General features: G+C 72.0%; 12 protein-coding genes and 3 pseudogenes. 4 read left to right on the top strand and 11 right to left on the bottom strand.

Annotated features, from left to right (window positions below):
* The first annotated feature begins 255 nt into the window (after positions 1-255).
* The 3 genes from N6H00_RS12735 (at position 256) to N6H00_RS40500 (ending at position 3,068) form a co-directional block, all read left to right on the top strand.
* A complete protein-coding gene (locus N6H00_RS12735; protein ID WP_432280578.1) occupies positions 256-1,569 on the top strand; it encodes a hypothetical protein in 1,314 nt (437 codons plus the stop codon).
* 104 nt (positions 1,570-1,673) lie between these two features.
* On the top strand, positions 1,674-1,895 hold the full coding sequence (locus tag N6H00_RS12740) for an FmdB family zinc ribbon protein (protein ID WP_268971769.1): 222 nt from the start codon (positions 1,674-1,676) through the stop codon (positions 1,893-1,895).
* Positions 1,896-2,039: 144 nt separating this feature from the next.
* Complete coding sequence (locus tag N6H00_RS40500; RefSeq protein WP_443072941.1) at positions 2,040-3,068, top strand: DUF4383 domain-containing protein; 1,029 nt, start codon at positions 2,040-2,042, stop codon at positions 3,066-3,068.
* On the opposite strand, the pseudogene N6H00_RS12750 reads toward N6H00_RS40500, so the two are convergent.
* The 5 genes and pseudogenes from N6H00_RS12750 to N6H00_RS12770 all read right to left on the bottom strand — a co-directional run bounded on the left by N6H00_RS12750 (position 3,025) and on the right by N6H00_RS12770 (position 9,444).
* Positions 3,025-3,688 (bottom strand): annotated as a pseudogene (locus tag N6H00_RS12750) (O-methyltransferase). The gene N6H00_RS40500 and the pseudogene N6H00_RS12750 overlap by 44 nt on opposite strands.
* 134 nt (positions 3,689-3,822) lie before the next feature.
* Entirely contained in the window at positions 3,823-4,695 is an 873-nt protein-coding gene (locus N6H00_RS12755) for an HAD family hydrolase (RefSeq protein ID WP_268971770.1), read from the bottom strand.
* A gap of 92 nt (positions 4,696-4,787) precedes the next feature.
* Positions 4,788-6,828, bottom strand: a pseudogene (locus tag N6H00_RS12760) (cysteine protease StiP domain-containing protein); the annotation flags it as partial.
* A gap of 462 nt (positions 6,829-7,290) precedes the next feature.
* Positions 7,291-8,139 (bottom strand): annotated as a pseudogene (locus N6H00_RS40505) (phosphoribosyltransferase domain-containing protein); the annotation flags it as partial.
* Positions 8,140-8,166: 27 nt separating this feature from the next.
* Positions 8,167-9,444 (bottom strand): HpcH/HpaI aldolase/citrate lyase family protein, encoded by a 1,278-nt coding sequence (locus N6H00_RS12770; protein WP_268971771.1) that lies wholly within the window; start codon positions 9,442-9,444, stop codon positions 8,167-8,169.
* A 234-nt stretch (positions 9,445-9,678) separates the two neighbouring features.
* Here N6H00_RS12770 and N6H00_RS12775 point away from each other — a divergent pair, with 234 nt between their 5' ends.
* The gene (locus N6H00_RS12775; RefSeq protein WP_268971772.1) at positions 9,679-10,833 is read left to right on the top strand and encodes a TerD family protein; all 1,155 of its coding nucleotides are present in this window, start codon (positions 9,679-9,681) and stop codon (positions 10,831-10,833) included.
* Positions 10,834-10,955: 122 nt separating this feature from the next.
* On the opposite strand, the gene N6H00_RS12780 is transcribed toward N6H00_RS12775, so the two are convergent.
* From N6H00_RS12780 to N6H00_RS12805, 6 genes are all read right to left on the bottom strand, one after another.
* Positions 10,956-11,699 carry a TerD family protein gene (locus N6H00_RS12780; protein WP_268971773.1) on the bottom strand — a complete coding sequence of 248 codons (744 nt, stop codon included), beginning with the start codon at positions 11,697-11,699 and terminating at the stop codon, positions 10,956-10,958.
* Positions 11,700-11,834: 135 nt separating this feature from the next.
* Positions 11,835-13,040, bottom strand: a complete 1,206-nt coding sequence (locus tag N6H00_RS12785) for a DUF475 domain-containing protein (protein WP_268971774.1) — start codon at positions 13,038-13,040, stop codon at positions 11,835-11,837.
* A gap of 50 nt (positions 13,041-13,090) precedes the next feature.
* Complete coding sequence (locus N6H00_RS12790; RefSeq protein ID WP_268971775.1) at positions 13,091-13,666, bottom strand: TerD family protein; 576 nt, start codon at positions 13,664-13,666, stop codon at positions 13,091-13,093.
* Between the two features lie 146 nt (positions 13,667-13,812).
* Positions 13,813-14,388, bottom strand: a complete 576-nt coding sequence (locus N6H00_RS12795; RefSeq protein ID WP_268971776.1) for a TerD family protein — start codon at positions 14,386-14,388, stop codon at positions 13,813-13,815.
* Between the two features lie 102 nt (positions 14,389-14,490).
* Complete coding sequence (locus tag N6H00_RS12800; protein ID WP_268971777.1) at positions 14,491-14,949, bottom strand: peroxiredoxin; 459 nt, start codon at positions 14,947-14,949, stop codon at positions 14,491-14,493.
* 114 nt (positions 14,950-15,063) lie between these two features.
* Positions 15,064-15,504: a DUF3052 domain-containing protein gene (locus N6H00_RS12805; RefSeq protein WP_030826007.1), complete on the bottom strand. Its 441-nt coding sequence runs from the start codon at positions 15,502-15,504 to the stop codon at positions 15,064-15,066.
* Between the last annotated feature and the right edge of the window lie 273 nt (positions 15,505-15,777).

Genomic DNA, 15,777 nt, shown 5'->3' on the forward strand with positions numbered 1-15,777 from the left:
ACAGGGTTCCTGGGGTGGTGCCGCAATCGTGGGGCTTGCCTGGGGGAAGTCCGCGGATCGTGAACCGAACCGAGCACTGTGCTCGTCAGTGACGGGTGGGAGAATGACATTCGGACCTGGGCGATCCATCGGGAGCGGGAAGTGGCGGCGACATCTCCAGACTCTGCTCGTCCAGCGCGCCGTCCGCACCGTCCGGGCCATGCGGACCGTCCGGGCCGTCCGGCCGCGGCGGTGCGGCGCCCGCGTCGTCCGTCCGTGCTCGGGCTGATCCTGCTGCCGGTGCCGCTGCTGGCCGTGGTGGGGGCGCTGTCGTTCGCCGGTGGGGGCGGGGGGCGGCGGTGGTTCGGGGGGCGGGGGGCGAGTCAGCGGGCGGAGGCGCAGGCGGCGAAGGACGCCGCGGCGGCGGCGTTCTACGAGCTGGACACCGCGCAGCGGGATCTGCGGATCTCCATCGAGACGATCACCGCCGTGGACGATTCGCCCGCCGCGCGCCGCACGGCGTCCGACTTCTCGGCGCTCGGGCAGCGGATCGACCAGGTCAGCCGGGACTACATCACGGCCGTGGACGCCCATGATCTGGACCGGGACGACCTGGACGCGGCGACGGCCTCCCGGGCGCGGACGGATCTGACCAGGGCCAAGGAGGCGTTGGAGCGCACCAAGGCGGATCTGGACCGGTTCGCGCAGGGGCTGGGGCCGCTGCTGGAGCAGGCCGAGACGCGGCTGGCGCGGCTGGCGCCGGCGGTGGAGCGGGCGCGGCAGGCGTTGCTCGCGGCGAGTAACGCGCTGGACGCGGTGCGTGCGTCCGGGCTGCGGGCGGACGATCTGGCGGCCCGGCTGGCGGCGCTGTCGCCCGAGCTGACCAAGCTCAACCAGGGGGCCGGGCAGCACGGCGTGCAGGAGACCCTGCGGCGCGCCGATGACGTGCTCCGCAGGGCGGAGGCGGTGCGCGGGGAGGCCGAGCGGCTGCCGGAGCGGGCGGCCGAGATCGACCGGCGGCTGGTGTCGCTGCGCACCCGGGCGCAGGCGATCACCACCCGGGCCGCCGGGGTCGAGCCGGTCCTCAGCGAGCTGCGCCGCCGTTACAGCGCGGCCTGCTGGCAGGACCTCCAGCCGGTCCCCGCGCAGGCCGCGCGGGATGTGGCGCAGGCCGAGGCGAAGCTCAAGGAGGCGCAGGCGGCGCGCGAGGAGCAGCGCTGGCCGGACGCCACCTCGCTGCTGACCACCGTGCGGGCGCTGCTGAACACCACGGACGAGGCCGTCTCGGCGGCCGGGGACCGGCTGCGGCGGCTGGACGAGGTGTCGTACGACCAGCAGAAGGAGGTCGACCGCACCCGGTTCGCGGTCCGGGACGCCCAGCGGCTGGCCATGGCCGGGCGCAACACCCCCGATCCCCGCCACGCACGCCCGCTGGACGACGCCGTGGAGCGCCTCGAGCGGGCCATCGCGGGGCTGGAGGGCCGGCATCCGGACTGGTGGCACTTCCTCTCCGAGACGGAGGCCGTACGGCAGACCGCCGCCCGGGTCGTCCAGGAGATCCGGGAGGAGCGGGGCGGCGGCGCGCACTGAGGCCGCCACAGGGGGTGGAGCCGGGAGTGGGCCGGGAGTGGGCCGGGGGTTGGGCCGGGATTGTCCGAGGGGTTGACCTGCGGATCGGTGGTTATGCTCCTGCCATGCCTCGCTATGAGTACCGCTGCCGCGCCTGCGGCACCACCTTCGAGTTGAACCGGCCCATGGCCGAGTCCTCCGTTCCCGCGTCCTGCCCGGACGGGCACGACGACACGGTGAAGCTGCTGTCCACCGTGGCCGTCACCGGCGCCTCCGCCTCGTCCTCCCCCCGGCCCCCGTCCGGCGGCGGCGGGGGCGGCTGCTGCGGGGGCGGCTGCTGCGGCTGAGGCTGCTGCTGAGGTTGAGCCGAGGGGGACGCGGGCGGATCCTGGGAGGTACGTACCCGTGCCGCGCACGTGGCGTCCACGGGTACGGCCTCGGCCGCGGAGTGCGCGGAACCGGGGCCCGGCGCCAGCAGAAGGAGGCCGGAGATGGCTGTGGGACGCCCCTCCCCCATCGGTCCTCACCCCGCCGGAGTCGCACGGCACTTCCCGGAGCGGATCGGCGCGCACACCACGCTCGATGAGCATCTGCCGATCGATCACCGGCTCAGCCAGGTCTACCGCATCGGAGCCGGGCTCATGGGGCTGGTGCTCGTCGCCTTCGGCATCCTGGGCCTGATCCACCGGGTCGGCTTCTTCGACACCGGCGGGGCCACGGTCGCCGGTCTGAACACCAACGGCACGCTGAGCGTGCTGTCCATCGTCATCGGGCTGCTGCTCTTCATCGGCATGGTCATCGGCGGCAACTTCGCCTCGACGCTCAACATGGTGCTCGGGATCCTCTTCCTGCTGAGCGGGTTCGTCAATCTGGCGCTGCTGGCGACCCCGTTCAACTTCCTGGCGTTCCGGATGCAGAACGTGCTGTTCAGCTTTGTGGTGGGGCTGCTGCTGATGTGGTTCGGCATGTACGGACGGGTCAGCGGCGGGCTGCCGCACGACAATCCGTACTGGCTGACCCGCCACCCCGAGCAGGCCGAACGGGAGGCCCAGGCCCGTGAGCTGATCGCGGCACGCGGGCGCGCCGCCGAGCAGGCCGGTACGGCCGCCCCGCCCGGCACCCCGCTGGCCCCCGGCGTCCCTGGCGTCCCCGGCGGTCCCAGCGGTCCCGGCGGTCCCGGCGGTCCCGGCGGTCCCAGCGGTCCCGGCGGTCCCAGCGGTCCCGGTGCTCCGGGCGGGCGCTCCACGGCCGGTGGGTCCGGTGCGGAGTCGGCGGCACGGCGGTCCGGTCAGCCGCCCGGTCATCAGCCGCCCGGTAAGTGGGGCAAGCTGGATCAGCCCGGGGGGCGTGGCACCGAACCCGCCGACATGTCGACACCGGCACACCGCCCTGAGCAGCGTCCTGAGCAGCGCCCTGAGCAGCGGCAACAGCCGCCCGCCCGCACCCGGCGGCTCGGCAATCGGCTCAGGAACCGGCTCAGCCGCGTCGGCGCGCGATCGTCAGACCGTCGGCGACGGTGAGCATGACCGCCTCCGTCCGGGTGTCCGCCGCCACGTGATCGTTGAACGCCTGGATCGCGGCGCCCGCGCCCGACAGCGCCGCGTCCGTGACCTGCCCGCCGTAGAACACGTTGTCCGCGACGATCAGGCCGCCGGGGTTCAGCCGCGGGACCAGCTCCTCCCAGTACGGGATGTAGTTCTGCTTGTCCGCGTCGAGATAGGCGAGATCGATATGGGGCTCGGCGGGCATCGCCCGCAGGGTGTCCAGCGCGGGCGCGATCCGCAGCTCGATACGGTCCTCGACGCCGGCCTTGGCCCACGCCTGACGCCCGTACGCCGTCCACTCTGCCGACACATCGCAGGCGATCAGCCTGCCGTCGGCGGGCAGCGCCTGGGCCATGGCCAGCCGCGGAGAAGCCGGTGAAGGTGCCGACCTCGACGATGTGGCGGGCGCCGATCAGCCGGACCAGGAAGGCCAGCAGCGGGGCCTGCTCCTCGGCGGACTGCATTCCGGCGTGCTCGGGAAGGCTGCGGTAGGTGACCTCGACGAGCTCGCGCTGTACGGGGTCGAGCGGCGGATTGTGCCGCAGGACGTACGCGTACAGCTCGGGCGTCACCGGTGTGCTCTTGCTCTCGGCCATCACGGCCTCCCTTCGGCTCGCGGCGCCCAGCGGCCCGCCCCGCTCACCTTCCGACCGGCGTCGCGGTACGGCGAGGACTCGGCGACTGTAACCCGAGTTCCCCGGGGATTCGAGCTTCGGCCGACGCCGCGTGATCAGTCCCGGCCACGGGAGACGGCGCGGATGACCTCGCCGCCGGCCCGCGCCCCGGCCCGCGCCCCGGCGACGGAGGCGCGTTCGCCCAGGGCCCGGACGATGCTCTCGCCCGCCACGACACCCTTCTCCTCGACCACGGTCAGCTGGGGCGCCGTCCAGCCGGCGTCGGCCAGTTCGCCGTGGCCGGGGCGCCAGGCGCGGTCGGCGGCGAGCAGCAGATCCGCGTCGAGCAGCGAATCGCCCGCGGCGAGCACCTCGTCCGCCCCGGTCCGGCTCGTGACCTCGGCGACCGCCGCGCTCTTGGTGAGCGGCTCGGGCACGGCGTAGATCTTGCGGCCCTGAAGGGAGACCGTCCAGCCGCGCGGCGCGGCCCACTGGGCGAGCTCCTTGACGTAGCTCTCGGGCAGCAGCTCCCGTTCGACCACCAGATAGGCGAACAGGTCCTCCGCCGCCCGCTCCTTGAGCAGCCAGGCGGGGTCGGCGGTGGCCCTGAGGTGGGCGCGGACCTCGTCCAGGGGAGCGCATGCGGCGGCCAGGGTGGTACGCACCCGCGTGTGCCAGTCGGGGTCGGGCTCGCCGTCGACCAGCAGCTGGCCGCCGTTGGCGCAGATCGCGAAGCGGGGGGCGGGGCCGGGGAGGCGGACGCGGCGGTACTGCTCGACGGTGCGGGTGGTCGTGGGGACGAAGACGGAGGTGCGGGCCAGTTCGGCGAGCAGTCCGGCGGCGGTCTCGGTCAGGTACGACAGCGGCCGGCCCTGGTACACCTCGACGCACAGCAGGCGCGGGGCCTCGGCGTCCGGCATGTCGAGGCCGAGTGCGGCCGCCGAATAGATGAGGGTGCGGTCGAGGTCGCTTGCCACCAGGACGCTCATCGTGCCGCCACCGTTCTCTCGTCCGCGCTGCCGTTCGGCTTGCCGTCCGTCTCGCCGTTCGGCTTGCCGTCCGTCTTGCTCCCCTTGTTGCCGACCGCTTTGCCGTCGGCCCCGGTGGCGCCCCGGGTGTAGCGCGGGTGGATCAGTCCGACGCAGGTGTACGGGAGCCCGTCGGTCTCCTCGACCGGCACGCCGCGTTGGTCGGCGAGCAGCCGCACATGGTCCAGGTCCGCGCCCGCGCCGCGCCGGGCGAGGATCTTCCACGGGATGCGGCGCAGCAGCACCCGGGTGGTCTCGCCGACGCCCGGCTTGACCAGGTTGACGTCGTGGATGCCGTACTCCTGGCTGATCCGCTCGACCGCGGCCCATCCCGCCCAGGTGGGGGTGCGGTCGGTGGCCGCGAGCCGCCTGGCGTCGGCCACGGCGGCCTCGGCGACCTCGGCGAAGCGCGCCGAGACGGTGTCCAGGAAGTCGCCGGAGACGTCGGACCCGGCGAGTTCGCGGTAGTACTTCGCGCCGTGGAAGTCGTTCGGCCCGACGAGGTCGGCGCGGAGCACGGTACGCGATATCAGCCCGGAGACGGTCGAGTTGAGGCACGCGGAGGGGACGAGGAAGTCGTCCCGGGTGCCGTAGGTGTCCACACAGTGGCCGGGGTCGGCGAGGACCGCGATACGCGGATCGAAGTCCGGGTACGGGGCGAGGGCGTCCGACAGCTCGCGGGTGATGGCGCCCTTACCGGTCCAGCCGTCGACGAAGACGACGTCGGCCGGGTCGTGGTGGTCCGCAAGCCAGCGCAGCGCGGCGGTGTCGATACCGCGGCCGCGCACGATGGAGATCGCGTAGTGCGGGAGGTCCAGCCCGTGGGCGTGGCGTGCCCAGCGGCGCATCAGCACCCCGACGGGGGTGCCGGCGCGGGCGAGGGAGACCAGGACGGGGCGCGGGGAGCGCTCGGCGAGCACCGTCTCGGTCACCGCGCCGACGGCGCGGGCGATACGGGCGGCGGAGGCCTCGAGGGCGGACCGGAAGAGCTCCTGGTAGCGCTCGCTGGGCTGGTACTCCACGGGCAGCGACTCGGCGTAGTGCGCGCCCCCGCTCTGGATCGCCTCCTCCCGCTCCTCGGTGGGCGCTTCGAGGGTGACCTGGGAGAGGTCCTGGAGCAGCCAGCCGACCTCGTCGGGGGCGTAGGAGGAGAACTCGGGCCCGCGCAGGGGCTCGTGCGACGGTTGGTGCATGGGCGGGGCCTGTCGTTGGGAGACGGTGCGGGGGGTGGGCGGGGCGGAAGCGGTGGACGGAGTGGACTGAGCGGGCGGGGTCTGGGGGCGGTAGGACGGCACGACGGCGAGCACCAGCCGGTCCGTCTGCGCGCGCAAGCCGTCGAGCAGCCCGCCGGGGGCGTGCAGCGCGGGGGTGTCCGCGACCGAGTCCACGACGGCGACGACGGCGTCGAAGCGGCGCTCCGGATCGGCGCCGGGCGCCACGTTGTAGGCATAGCGCGGACCGGGGCCGTCGGCGGGCTCGTCGTGCGCGGGGAAGGTGAGCCGCGTCCGGATCGCGTACCCGGGGTCGTCGACGGCGAGCACGGGCGAGCGGGTGGTCGTCGAATACCGCACCTCGGCATCGTCGAGGACCTCGTCGAGCGCCTCGGCGATCCGGAGGGGCGCGTACATCAACTCCTCGAACCCGAGGACGAGGACACGACGGGACGGACGGGACGGGTACGGGGGCCGGGGCCGGGGTGTCGGGCGTGGCGGGCCCCCCGGGGAACGCGGCGGGGCGGCCGTCCTGGCCGCCTGCCGCCGTAGCCGTCGTCGTAGTCACAGGCGCGTTCGCCTCGGCCGGCGCCGCCGGGACGTTCGGCGCGACGGGTCCCTTGGGTTCCGCCGGGGCGCCATCGAGGGGTACGGCCGCGCCATCTGACACGACGTGCCCCCCAGCAGCCGGCGGAGCGCCGTAGGCGAGCGCGGCGGGATCCCCCGCCGGGGCGTCGCGGGGTGCTGTCGCCAGCGCGTCCGCGACGCGGGCCGCCATGGCGGGGAGTGCCGCTTCCAGGCGGGCGCGGTGGCCGGGGGTGAAGCCGTGACGACCGCCGTCCGGGAGCCCCTCGGGCCAGCCGAGGTCCACGCGGACCACGGCTGGGAGGCCCGTGCCTTCTTGAGCGGCGGCCGGCCCGGCGTTCTCCTGTCGCTCGCCCACAGGGGCCGGAACAGGCGCGCCCGAGACCGGGCGCCCCGCCTCGGCCGGAGGCGTCCTGTCGGCAGCCACGCCGGGGGCCGGGCGGGCCCCGTGGGCACTCGCGGCGGACACGCCGCCGCAGGCCGCCCCACCGGCCGCGTCCGCGTCCGAGGCGACGGGGACGGAGGGCGTGGTGGGGACGACACCCGCCGGGACCGCGCCCCCGCCCGAGGCAACACCCACCGGGGCCGCCTCACCGTCCGCAGCAACACCCGCCGACACCAGCGGCGTGGCGGAGGCAACACCCGCCGACACCGCGCCCCCGCCCGAGGCAACACCCGCCGACACCGCCTCCGCGTCCGCGTCCGAGACGACACCCGCCGACCCCAGGGACGTGGCGGAGGCGGCGCCCGCTGGGGGCACGGTGGGGGCGGGTGCGCTCCCATCGGCCGTGCCCGCGTCGCTCTCGTACTCGGCCACCAGGCGCGCGCCGCGCTCCAGCACGTCCTCGGGGAGGTGGACCGCTCCGGCCGCGGCGGCGACCAAGTCGACGCGGGCGCCCAGGTCGGCCGCGAAGGCGTCCAGGCGGGCGCGGTCCTCGGGGGAGCGCATGTCCACCAGGGCGACCACCACATAGTGGTCGCGCGGGAAGCGGCGGTGGAGGGCGGCGATGGTGTTGAGGATCGTCCGGCCCGTGGAGAACTCGTCGTCCACGAGGACCAGAGGGCCCTCGGAGCTGAGCAGCCCGGGGTCCTCCGGGAGCAGCAGATGGGAGGTGGCGTGGCTGTGCTCCTCCTCGAAGCCGCCCACCGTGGCGACGCCCGGGACCGGGCGGCGGGTGGAGTGCAGGTACGGCGCGAGGGCGAGCCCGTCGGCGACGCTGTGGCCGAGGCCCGTGGCCGTCTCGGCGTACCCCAGCACCACCGCACGCGCCGCCGCCTCGTCGCCCAGCAGCTCCCGCACCCGGTGGCCGAGCCGCACGCCCATGCCGTAAACGGTGGCGGGCCGCTGTGGAACGTGCTTGCCGAGCACGTTGGAGACCAGCAGATGCGCCCGCTTGGGGTTGCGCCGCAGCGCCAGCCCGAGCAGCTCACGCAGCCCGAGCAGCTCGCCCAGCTCCGCGCCGGTGCCGTCGCGGTCCCGGCCGCCAGTGCCGTCGCGGCCGACCCCGCCGTCCTCGAGCCGTACTCCCAGCCGGTCCGCGACCCACTGTCCCGACCACACGTTGCCCACGCTCACGCCGCCCTGTGCCTCGTTTCCCTCATCGTCCACCCCGGCCCGTGCCGAGCTCGGTTCGTTCTACGTGCCCAGGCTCGCCGCCAGCAGTTCCACGAAGCTCACGTCCTCCCGGGCCACCCCGAAGACCTCGGCGCGCCGCAGGGTCCGCTCGGCCCAGGCCCGGTGCGGCTTCACCTCGTTCATTTTGTTGGTGTACGAGGAGCGCAGCACACCGCCCCCGCCGCGCTGGGGTTCCAGGATGTCCACCGCGTCGCTGAACTCCTCGTGGCTGACGACGGAGAGCGCGTGCACGGGGGCGACATGGGTGGGGTGGATGCAGGTCTTGCCCTGGAGACCGTTGGCCCGGTCCAGCTCGATCTCGCGCAGCAGCCCGTCCATGTGGTGCTCGATCAGCGCGGTGCGCAGGGATTCGGCGCGGCCGCTGCTGAAGGGGCTGATCCGCAGCTGCGGTTTGAACATCCGCTCATGGGGCTTGAAGTACTCCCACACCGGTCCGGTGATCGTGAAGCCCGTGCCGTCGGCCCGGCCCAGCATGTTCACCACGTCCGCGATCACGGACGCGATCATCTGGACGTCGTAGGCGGTCATGTCCGGCGCCCTGCGCAGTCCGTACGCCGAGCACAGATCGGTGACCCCGAGGCGCAGCGCCAGCACCCGCTCCCGGTATTTGTCGACGATCCGGCCGATGCCGCTCAGGGTCTCGGTGCGGGTTTCGCGGTGCATCAGCTCGGGCGACTCCAGGACCGGCATCGCATAGAGCCGCCGTCCGCCCAACGCCTCGGTCACCTGGGGACTTTCGGCCGACATCAGCGCTTCGAGGAAGGCCGCGCCGCGTTCCTCGGTGAACTTCGGCAGTACGAATCCGGACAGCAGCCGCACGCCCGCTCCCAGCCGGGTGACGAGATCGGGGATCTGCTCGGGGGTGCGGACCCGGATGAAGAGCAGCGGCAGCGGGGTGTCGGGGCCGCGCCCGGACCGTCCCGACGACGCGACGGACCCCGCTGACCCCGCCAGTCCCACCGACTCCGCCGACCCTGCCGACCCCGCCGGCCCCGCCAGTCCCGCCAGCTCCGCGAATTGCCGTACGAGGTTCTCCTCCGCCCCCGGCACCTCGGCGTCGTCGATGGAGTCCTCCAGGCACAGCACCATGGACACCACGCCGCGGCCCGCCTGTTTGAGGATGTCCTCGGCGAGCCGGGGCCGGGTCGCCGGGCAGTAGAGGGTCGCGCCGAGCGCGACGGCCAGCGTCCCGGGCGGGGAGTCCACGGTGAACTCACCGGGCTCCCGGTGGAAGAGGTTCGCCCGTACCTCGTCCGGCAGATGTCCAAAATGCCGCATGTAACTCCCCGTACTGCCGGTACACTTCTTCGGCCACACTCGCCCATGGTTGGCCGATAATCGTACGTGCGGCCCCGGGTCAAAAGTTCCCCAAGAGCGTGAAAATCGCGTAACCCGTGTGCGTCCATGCGGTGTCCGGCATGCCCGCCCTGCCACCCCGTACCACCTCCGCACCGCGACCCGCCCCGTACCCTGCGTTGTCCCGGCACCCGCCGGGAGGGCAGGATTGCGGCCATGACCCAGGCGATGCTGAAGGGATCGAACATCCCGCTGGAGGCCACGGCCATACGCGCGGTGCTGCGCTGGACCCCCGGTACGGACGTACCCGACGTGGACGCCTCGGCGCTGCTGCTGGGCGTGGACGACCGGGTGCGCTCGGACGAGGACTTCGTCTTCTACAACCAGCCGCACCACCCTTCGGGTCTGGTCCGGCATCTGTCCAAGAAGCCGGTCCAGGACGCGATGACGGACACCATCGAGGCCGAGTTCTCCGCTCTGGAGCCGGAGGTGCGCCGGGTAGTGCTCGCCGCGTCCGCGGACGGCGGTGCCTTCGGGCAGGTACGGGATCTGAGCCTGCTGCTGTACGACGCCTCCTCCGGTGCTCCGGACAACACGGACGCCGAGCCGATCGCGATCTTCGCGGTGCTGCCGGAGACCGGTAAGGAGACCGCGCTGATCTGCGGTGAGCTCTACCGGCGCGGCGGCGGCTGGAAGTTCCGGGCCCTGGGCCAGGGCTATGAGTCGGGGCTGGTCGGACTGGCCACGGAGTACGGGATCTCGGTGGAGGACGGCGAGGGCAAGGATGTCCCGGACGAGGGCGCGCCCGCGGCCGGGCCGCAGGCCGCGGCCGCCTCCGAGCCCCCGGCCTCCGAGCGCCCGTCCGCCGCCCCCGAGCCCCCGCCCGCCGACGCTCCCGAGTCCCCGGCCGCCGCCGCGCCGCCCGCGCCCCCGGCCGCCCCCGGCACTCCGCCCCCGCCGTCGTCCGAGGCGCCGACCCAGGCCCACTCCCCCGCGTACGGCTATCCGCACGCGGCGCCGCCCGACCCCTGGGACCCGCACCGCACCCAGCCCATGGCGCCCCCCTCGGCACAGGGCGACAGCGGCTTCGCCCCTGTGCCGTCGCAGGTCCCGCCCCCGCCGCCGCAGGCCCCGGGGTATCCGCAGCCGCCCGCCCAGCCCCCGGCGCAGCCCGCCTACGGCTATCCGCCCCAGCAGCCCGCGCCCCAGCAGTCCCCGGCGTACGGCTATCCGCAGCCGCCCGCGTACGGCTATCCGCAGCAGGTGCAGCCGACGGGGCCGGTGCCGCCGCCCCCGCCGCCGATCCCCGCCCAGGTGCCGGACCCCCATTTCGTCCTGCCGCCGCAGGGGCCGCAGTTCCAGAACAGGTGAATGACGGACGCGAGGTGAGACGGGGGGCGGGGCCGGCCGTAGGGCGGGCGGCGGGCCGCCCCCCGGCCCCGGGCCCCTCGGGGCACACCCGGCCCCGCAGGTCACCCCCCGGCCCCCCCGCGTCACACCTTGGACTTGTAGCCCCGGCCCCACTGGAGCCCCCACCCGTACAGCCGGTCCAGCTCCGCCTGGAAGCCGTAGACGTACTTCACCTCGCGGCGGACCACCATCTCGCCCTTGACGTTCTCGATCAGCACGACGGCGCATGAGCGTGCCTGCGGGGCCCGCTCGTCGAGCGGTATCTCCACCCGCGGTCCATTGCTCGGATAGAGGGTGACCAGGCCGTGGGTGCGGTCGAAGGCGGGGGTGCCGTCGTAGATGTAGACGAACACGAGCAGTCGCTTGATGTCGTCCTTGTGGTCCATGTTGACGTAGACCGTCTCACCGGACCCCGAGCCGAACCGGTCGTCCCCGCTGAGCTTGACGTAGGGCGCCTCGTTGAGGGCGCCGAAGAACTCGCCGAGCGGCTGGACCACGCCCTTGGCGCCGTCCTTCAGCTCGTACATCACCGCGAGGTCCAGGTCGACATTGACCATGGCGGGCCCCTGGGCCTGCACCGGCTCGGGCTTGAACATCCGCAGCGGGTGGCGCAGCGAGCCGCGTCCCGCCCTGCTGTTGAAGTCCGAGGTGCGCATCTGCCAGGAGAGATTGATCCGCAGATTGCCCGTGGCGGCCCCCTGCTTGGTCAGCGATATCGACGCGTTCCGCTTGGTCAGCTCGACCACTCCGGACGCGTCACCGCTGTCGAACTGACGCCATGCGGACCGTCCCCAGTTGCCCCGTCCCCAGTTGCTCCAGAACGCCATGGTGCGCACCCCCACCCTTCGTGGCTCCGCTGCCTCACTTGTGTCCCATCGCCGCGGGGCGGCCGGGAGGTCGGATGACCTCGGCCGCCCCGCTCAGAGCGTTCCTCAAACGCCGCCGCGTCACACTCCCGGAGGTCAGACTCCGGAGGTGACTTCCGTTTTGGCCTCTGAGCCCTCGCCGGCGGCCGCCTCCCGGCGGTTGCGCACGACCGAGGACCAGTACGAGGCGCCGATCAGCACGACGCCCACCAGGCCGGTGATGACCTCGTTGATCTCGTACTTGATGGTGACCAGCAGGATGACGGCGAGCGCGCCGATCGCGTAGTGCGCGCCGTGCTCCAGGTAGACGTAGTCGTCCAGGGTGCCCCTGCGGACCAGGAAGACGGTCAGCGACCGGATGTACATGGCGCCGATGCCCAGACCCAGCGCCATCTCGAAGATGTCGTTGGTGATCGCGAAGGCGCCGATGACTCCGTCGAAGGAGAAGGACGCGTCGATGACCTCCAAGTAGAGGAAGAGGAAGAACGCGGCCTTGCCGGCCAGGCCGGCCACGGTGGCACCGCCGGAGCCACGGCCGCCGTTGCCGCCCTTCGCCCCTTCGACGTCCTTGCCCGCGGCGCCCGCCTCGTCGGCCTCCGCCCCGGCCTCGTCGGCCTCGGCAGCCTCGGCAGCCTCGTCGTCCTCCTCCTCTTCGAGCTTGTCCTCGAAGTAGCCGGAGATACCGCCCACGATCAGATAGGTCACCAGACCGGCGACCCCGGCCAGCAGGACGGTCGCGCTCTTGTCACCGCCGCCGTGGGCCACGTCGGTGGCCACGGTGGTGGCGGCGACCAGCAGCGCGACCAGGGCGACGACGATCGAGAACGTCTCCAGCTTGCCCAGCTTGGCGAGCGGCTTCTCCAGCCACCCCAGCCACTTGATGTCCCGCTCCTCGAAGATGAAGTCGAGGAAGATCATCAACAGGAAGATCCCGCCGAACGCCGCGATCGCCGGATGCGCCGCGGTGACCAGGTGCTCGTACTTGTCCTTGTCGTTGATCGCGAGATCGACGGCCTCGACGGGGCTCAACTTCGCCGTGATGGCGACGATGATCACCGGGAAGACGAGGCGCATGCCGAAGACGGCGATCAGAATGCCGACGGTCAGGAAGATCTTCTGCCAGAAGGCGTTCATCTTGCGCAGGATGCCCGCGTTGATGACCGCGTTGTCGAATGAGAGCGAGATCTCCAGGATCGAGAGGATCCCGACGATCGCGAGCCCCTTCCACCCCCAGAGGACGCCGGCCAGGGCCAGACCGATCGCCGTGATGGCGAACGACCACCCAAAGGTTTTGAGGAGCACTGCCAACCCCATCCTTCGTCGTAGGTCTCCCCCGCGCGCTCTACGCGGTTTTACGAAACGTTGACCCCGAAGTCTAGAGCGATGCCCCGCAGACCCGACGCGTACCCCTGCCCCACGGCCCGGAACTTCCATTCGCCGCCATAGCGATAAACCTCGCCGAAGATCATCGCGGTCTCGCCGGAGGCGTCCTCGGAGAGGTCGTAGCGGGCCAGCTCCTGACCGTCGGCCTGGTTCACCACCCGGATGAAAGCGTTGCTGACCTGCCCGAACGTCTGGCGCCTGGCATCGGCCTCATGGATGGAGACGGGGAAGACGATCTTGTCGACCTGGGCCGGGACCTTGGTCAGATCGACCAGGAGGGACTCGTCGTCGCCCTCGCCCTCACCGGTGAGGTTGTCACCGGTGTGCTCCACGGAGCCCTCGGGGCTCTTGAGGTTGTTGTAGAAGACGAAGTACTCATCACCGAGCACCCGCCCCGACGAGCACAGCAGCGCGCTGGCGTCGAGGTCGAACGGCGCTCCGGTGGTGGAGCGCGCGTCCCAGCCCAGGCCGATGAGCACCTGTGTCAGATTCGGAGCGGCTTTGGAGAGGGAGACATTGCCCCCCTTGGCGAGTGTGACGCCCATGATGCTGTTTCCTCCCCGGGTGTTGCGTGGGTGATGCGCGTCCGGCGCCGCACCCTGCGCCTCAAGGGGTGCAGGGTGCGGCGCCGGACCTGGCCTCGGTGCGGGCCCTTGACGGCCTTCGGCGGTCCGTCCGGACGGCGGTCCGTTCAGACGTTGACGCCGAAGTCCTGCGCGATACCGCGCAGGCCCGAGGCGTACCCCTGGCCGATGGCGCGGAACTTCCACTCCGCCCCGTTCCGGTACAGCTCGCCGAAGACCATGGCGGTCTCGGTCGAGGCGTCCTCGGACAGGTCGTAGCGGGCCAGCTCATTGCCGTCGGCCTGGTTCACCACGCGGATGAAGGCGTTGCGCACCTGGCCGAAGCTCTGCTGGCGGGTCTCGGCGTCGTAGATCGACACCGGGAAAACGATCTTGGCGACATCGGCGGGCACGCCCGCCAGGTTCACCTTGATCTGCTCATCGTCGCCCTCGCCCTCACCGGTGAGGTTGTCACCGGTGTGCTCCACGGAGCCGTCGGGGCTCTTGAGGTTGTTGAAGAAGACGAAGTTCTGGTCGTTGGCGACCTTGCCCTCGGCGTTGGTCAGCAGGGCGCTGGCGTCGAGGTCGAAGTCGGTGCCCGTGGTGGTACGGGCGTCCCAGCCCAGCCCCACGACGACCGCGGTCAGGTTCGGGGCTTCCTTGGTCAGCGAGACGTTGCCGCCCTTGCTGAGGCTGACTCCCACGAGTCCTCCCAAAAAGGTTCGTCAGGAGCACTGCGTGCCCCTTCATCGAAGGTCTTTCCCATCAGGATCAACGCATCGATCCTAGTGACGGGTTCCCCGCCGTTACAGCGTTTCGAGGGCCTTGACGTAGTCGTTCAGGTTCCGGGCGTCCGGCAGGCCGTTGACGACCGTCCAGCGCACCACACCCTCCTTGTCGATCACGAAGGTGCCGCGCACCGCGCAGCCCTTCTCCTCGTCGAAGACGCCGTAGGCACGGCTGGTCTCGCCGTGCGGCCAGAAGTCCGACAGCAGCGGGTACTCCAGCCCCTCCTGCTCGGCGAAGACCCGCAGGCTGAACGGCGCGTCGTTGGACACCGCCAGCAGCTGGACCTCGTCGTTGACGAACTTCGGCAGCTCGTCGCGGAGGGCGCACAGCTCACCGGTGCACACACCGGTGAAGGCGAACGGGTAGAAGAGCAGCACGACGTTCTTCTCGCCCCGGAAGTCGGAGAGCCTGACCGACTCGCCGTGCTGGTTCTTCAGCTCAAAGTCGGGGGCCTTCGCGCCAACCTCTATCGCCATCGGGTACATCCCTTCGGTCACATTCGAATGATCATGCGGTGCGTGCTCAACCCTACGCGCGAGCCCCCCTCCGACAGTGCACGGAGGGGGGCTCTGACGTGTGGATTCGGGGCCTCAGCGCTTACCGGTGCGAGCGGCTTTGGGCGTGACCAGACGGCTGCCCGTCCAGTCCTTGCCCGCGTTGAAGCTCTTGGTCTGGGACAGGCCCGCGGTGGTCGCGGCCTCATTGATGTCGCTCGGCTCGACATAGCCGTCACGGCCGGTCTTGGGCGTCAGCAGCCAGACCGGTGCGCCGTCGTCGATCATCTGGATGGCGTCCACCAGCGCGTCCGTCAGATCGCCGTCGTCCTCCCGGAACCACAGCACCACGGCGTCGGCCACATCGTCGTACTCCTCGTCGACGAGCTCCTGGCCGGTGATCTCCTCGATGGCCTCGCGGAGCTCCTGGTCGACATCGTCGTCGTAGCCGATCTCCTGGACCACCTGATCGGGCTGAAAACCCAGCCTCGCGGCAGGGTTGGTCCGCTCCTCCGCGTGGTCCGCGGTCGCGCTCACGGATTGCCTCCTGTCATCTCGCGTTCACTCTTCGAGTCTGTGGGCCCCGCGCGCGTACGCGAGGGCTTGGGCGTAGTCCACACGGGCCGGGCGGATCGCGCAAGTACCCGGCCAGCGATCCCGCCCAAACGTTGACGTGTCGCCGCAACTCCCATCATGGAGGAACGGCGCGCAACGGCGCGCGGCCGACCGGATTGCCCAATTACGTCCGGCTTACGTGTGTGTATCGCCACCCTACGCCGCCCCGGTGCCGAACGGTCGTACGCAGACGAC

The sequence above is a fragment of the Streptomyces sp. S465 genome (assembly GCF_026898115.1).
GTDB lineage: Bacteria > Actinomycetota > Actinomycetes > Streptomycetales > Streptomycetaceae > Streptomyces > Streptomyces luomodiensis.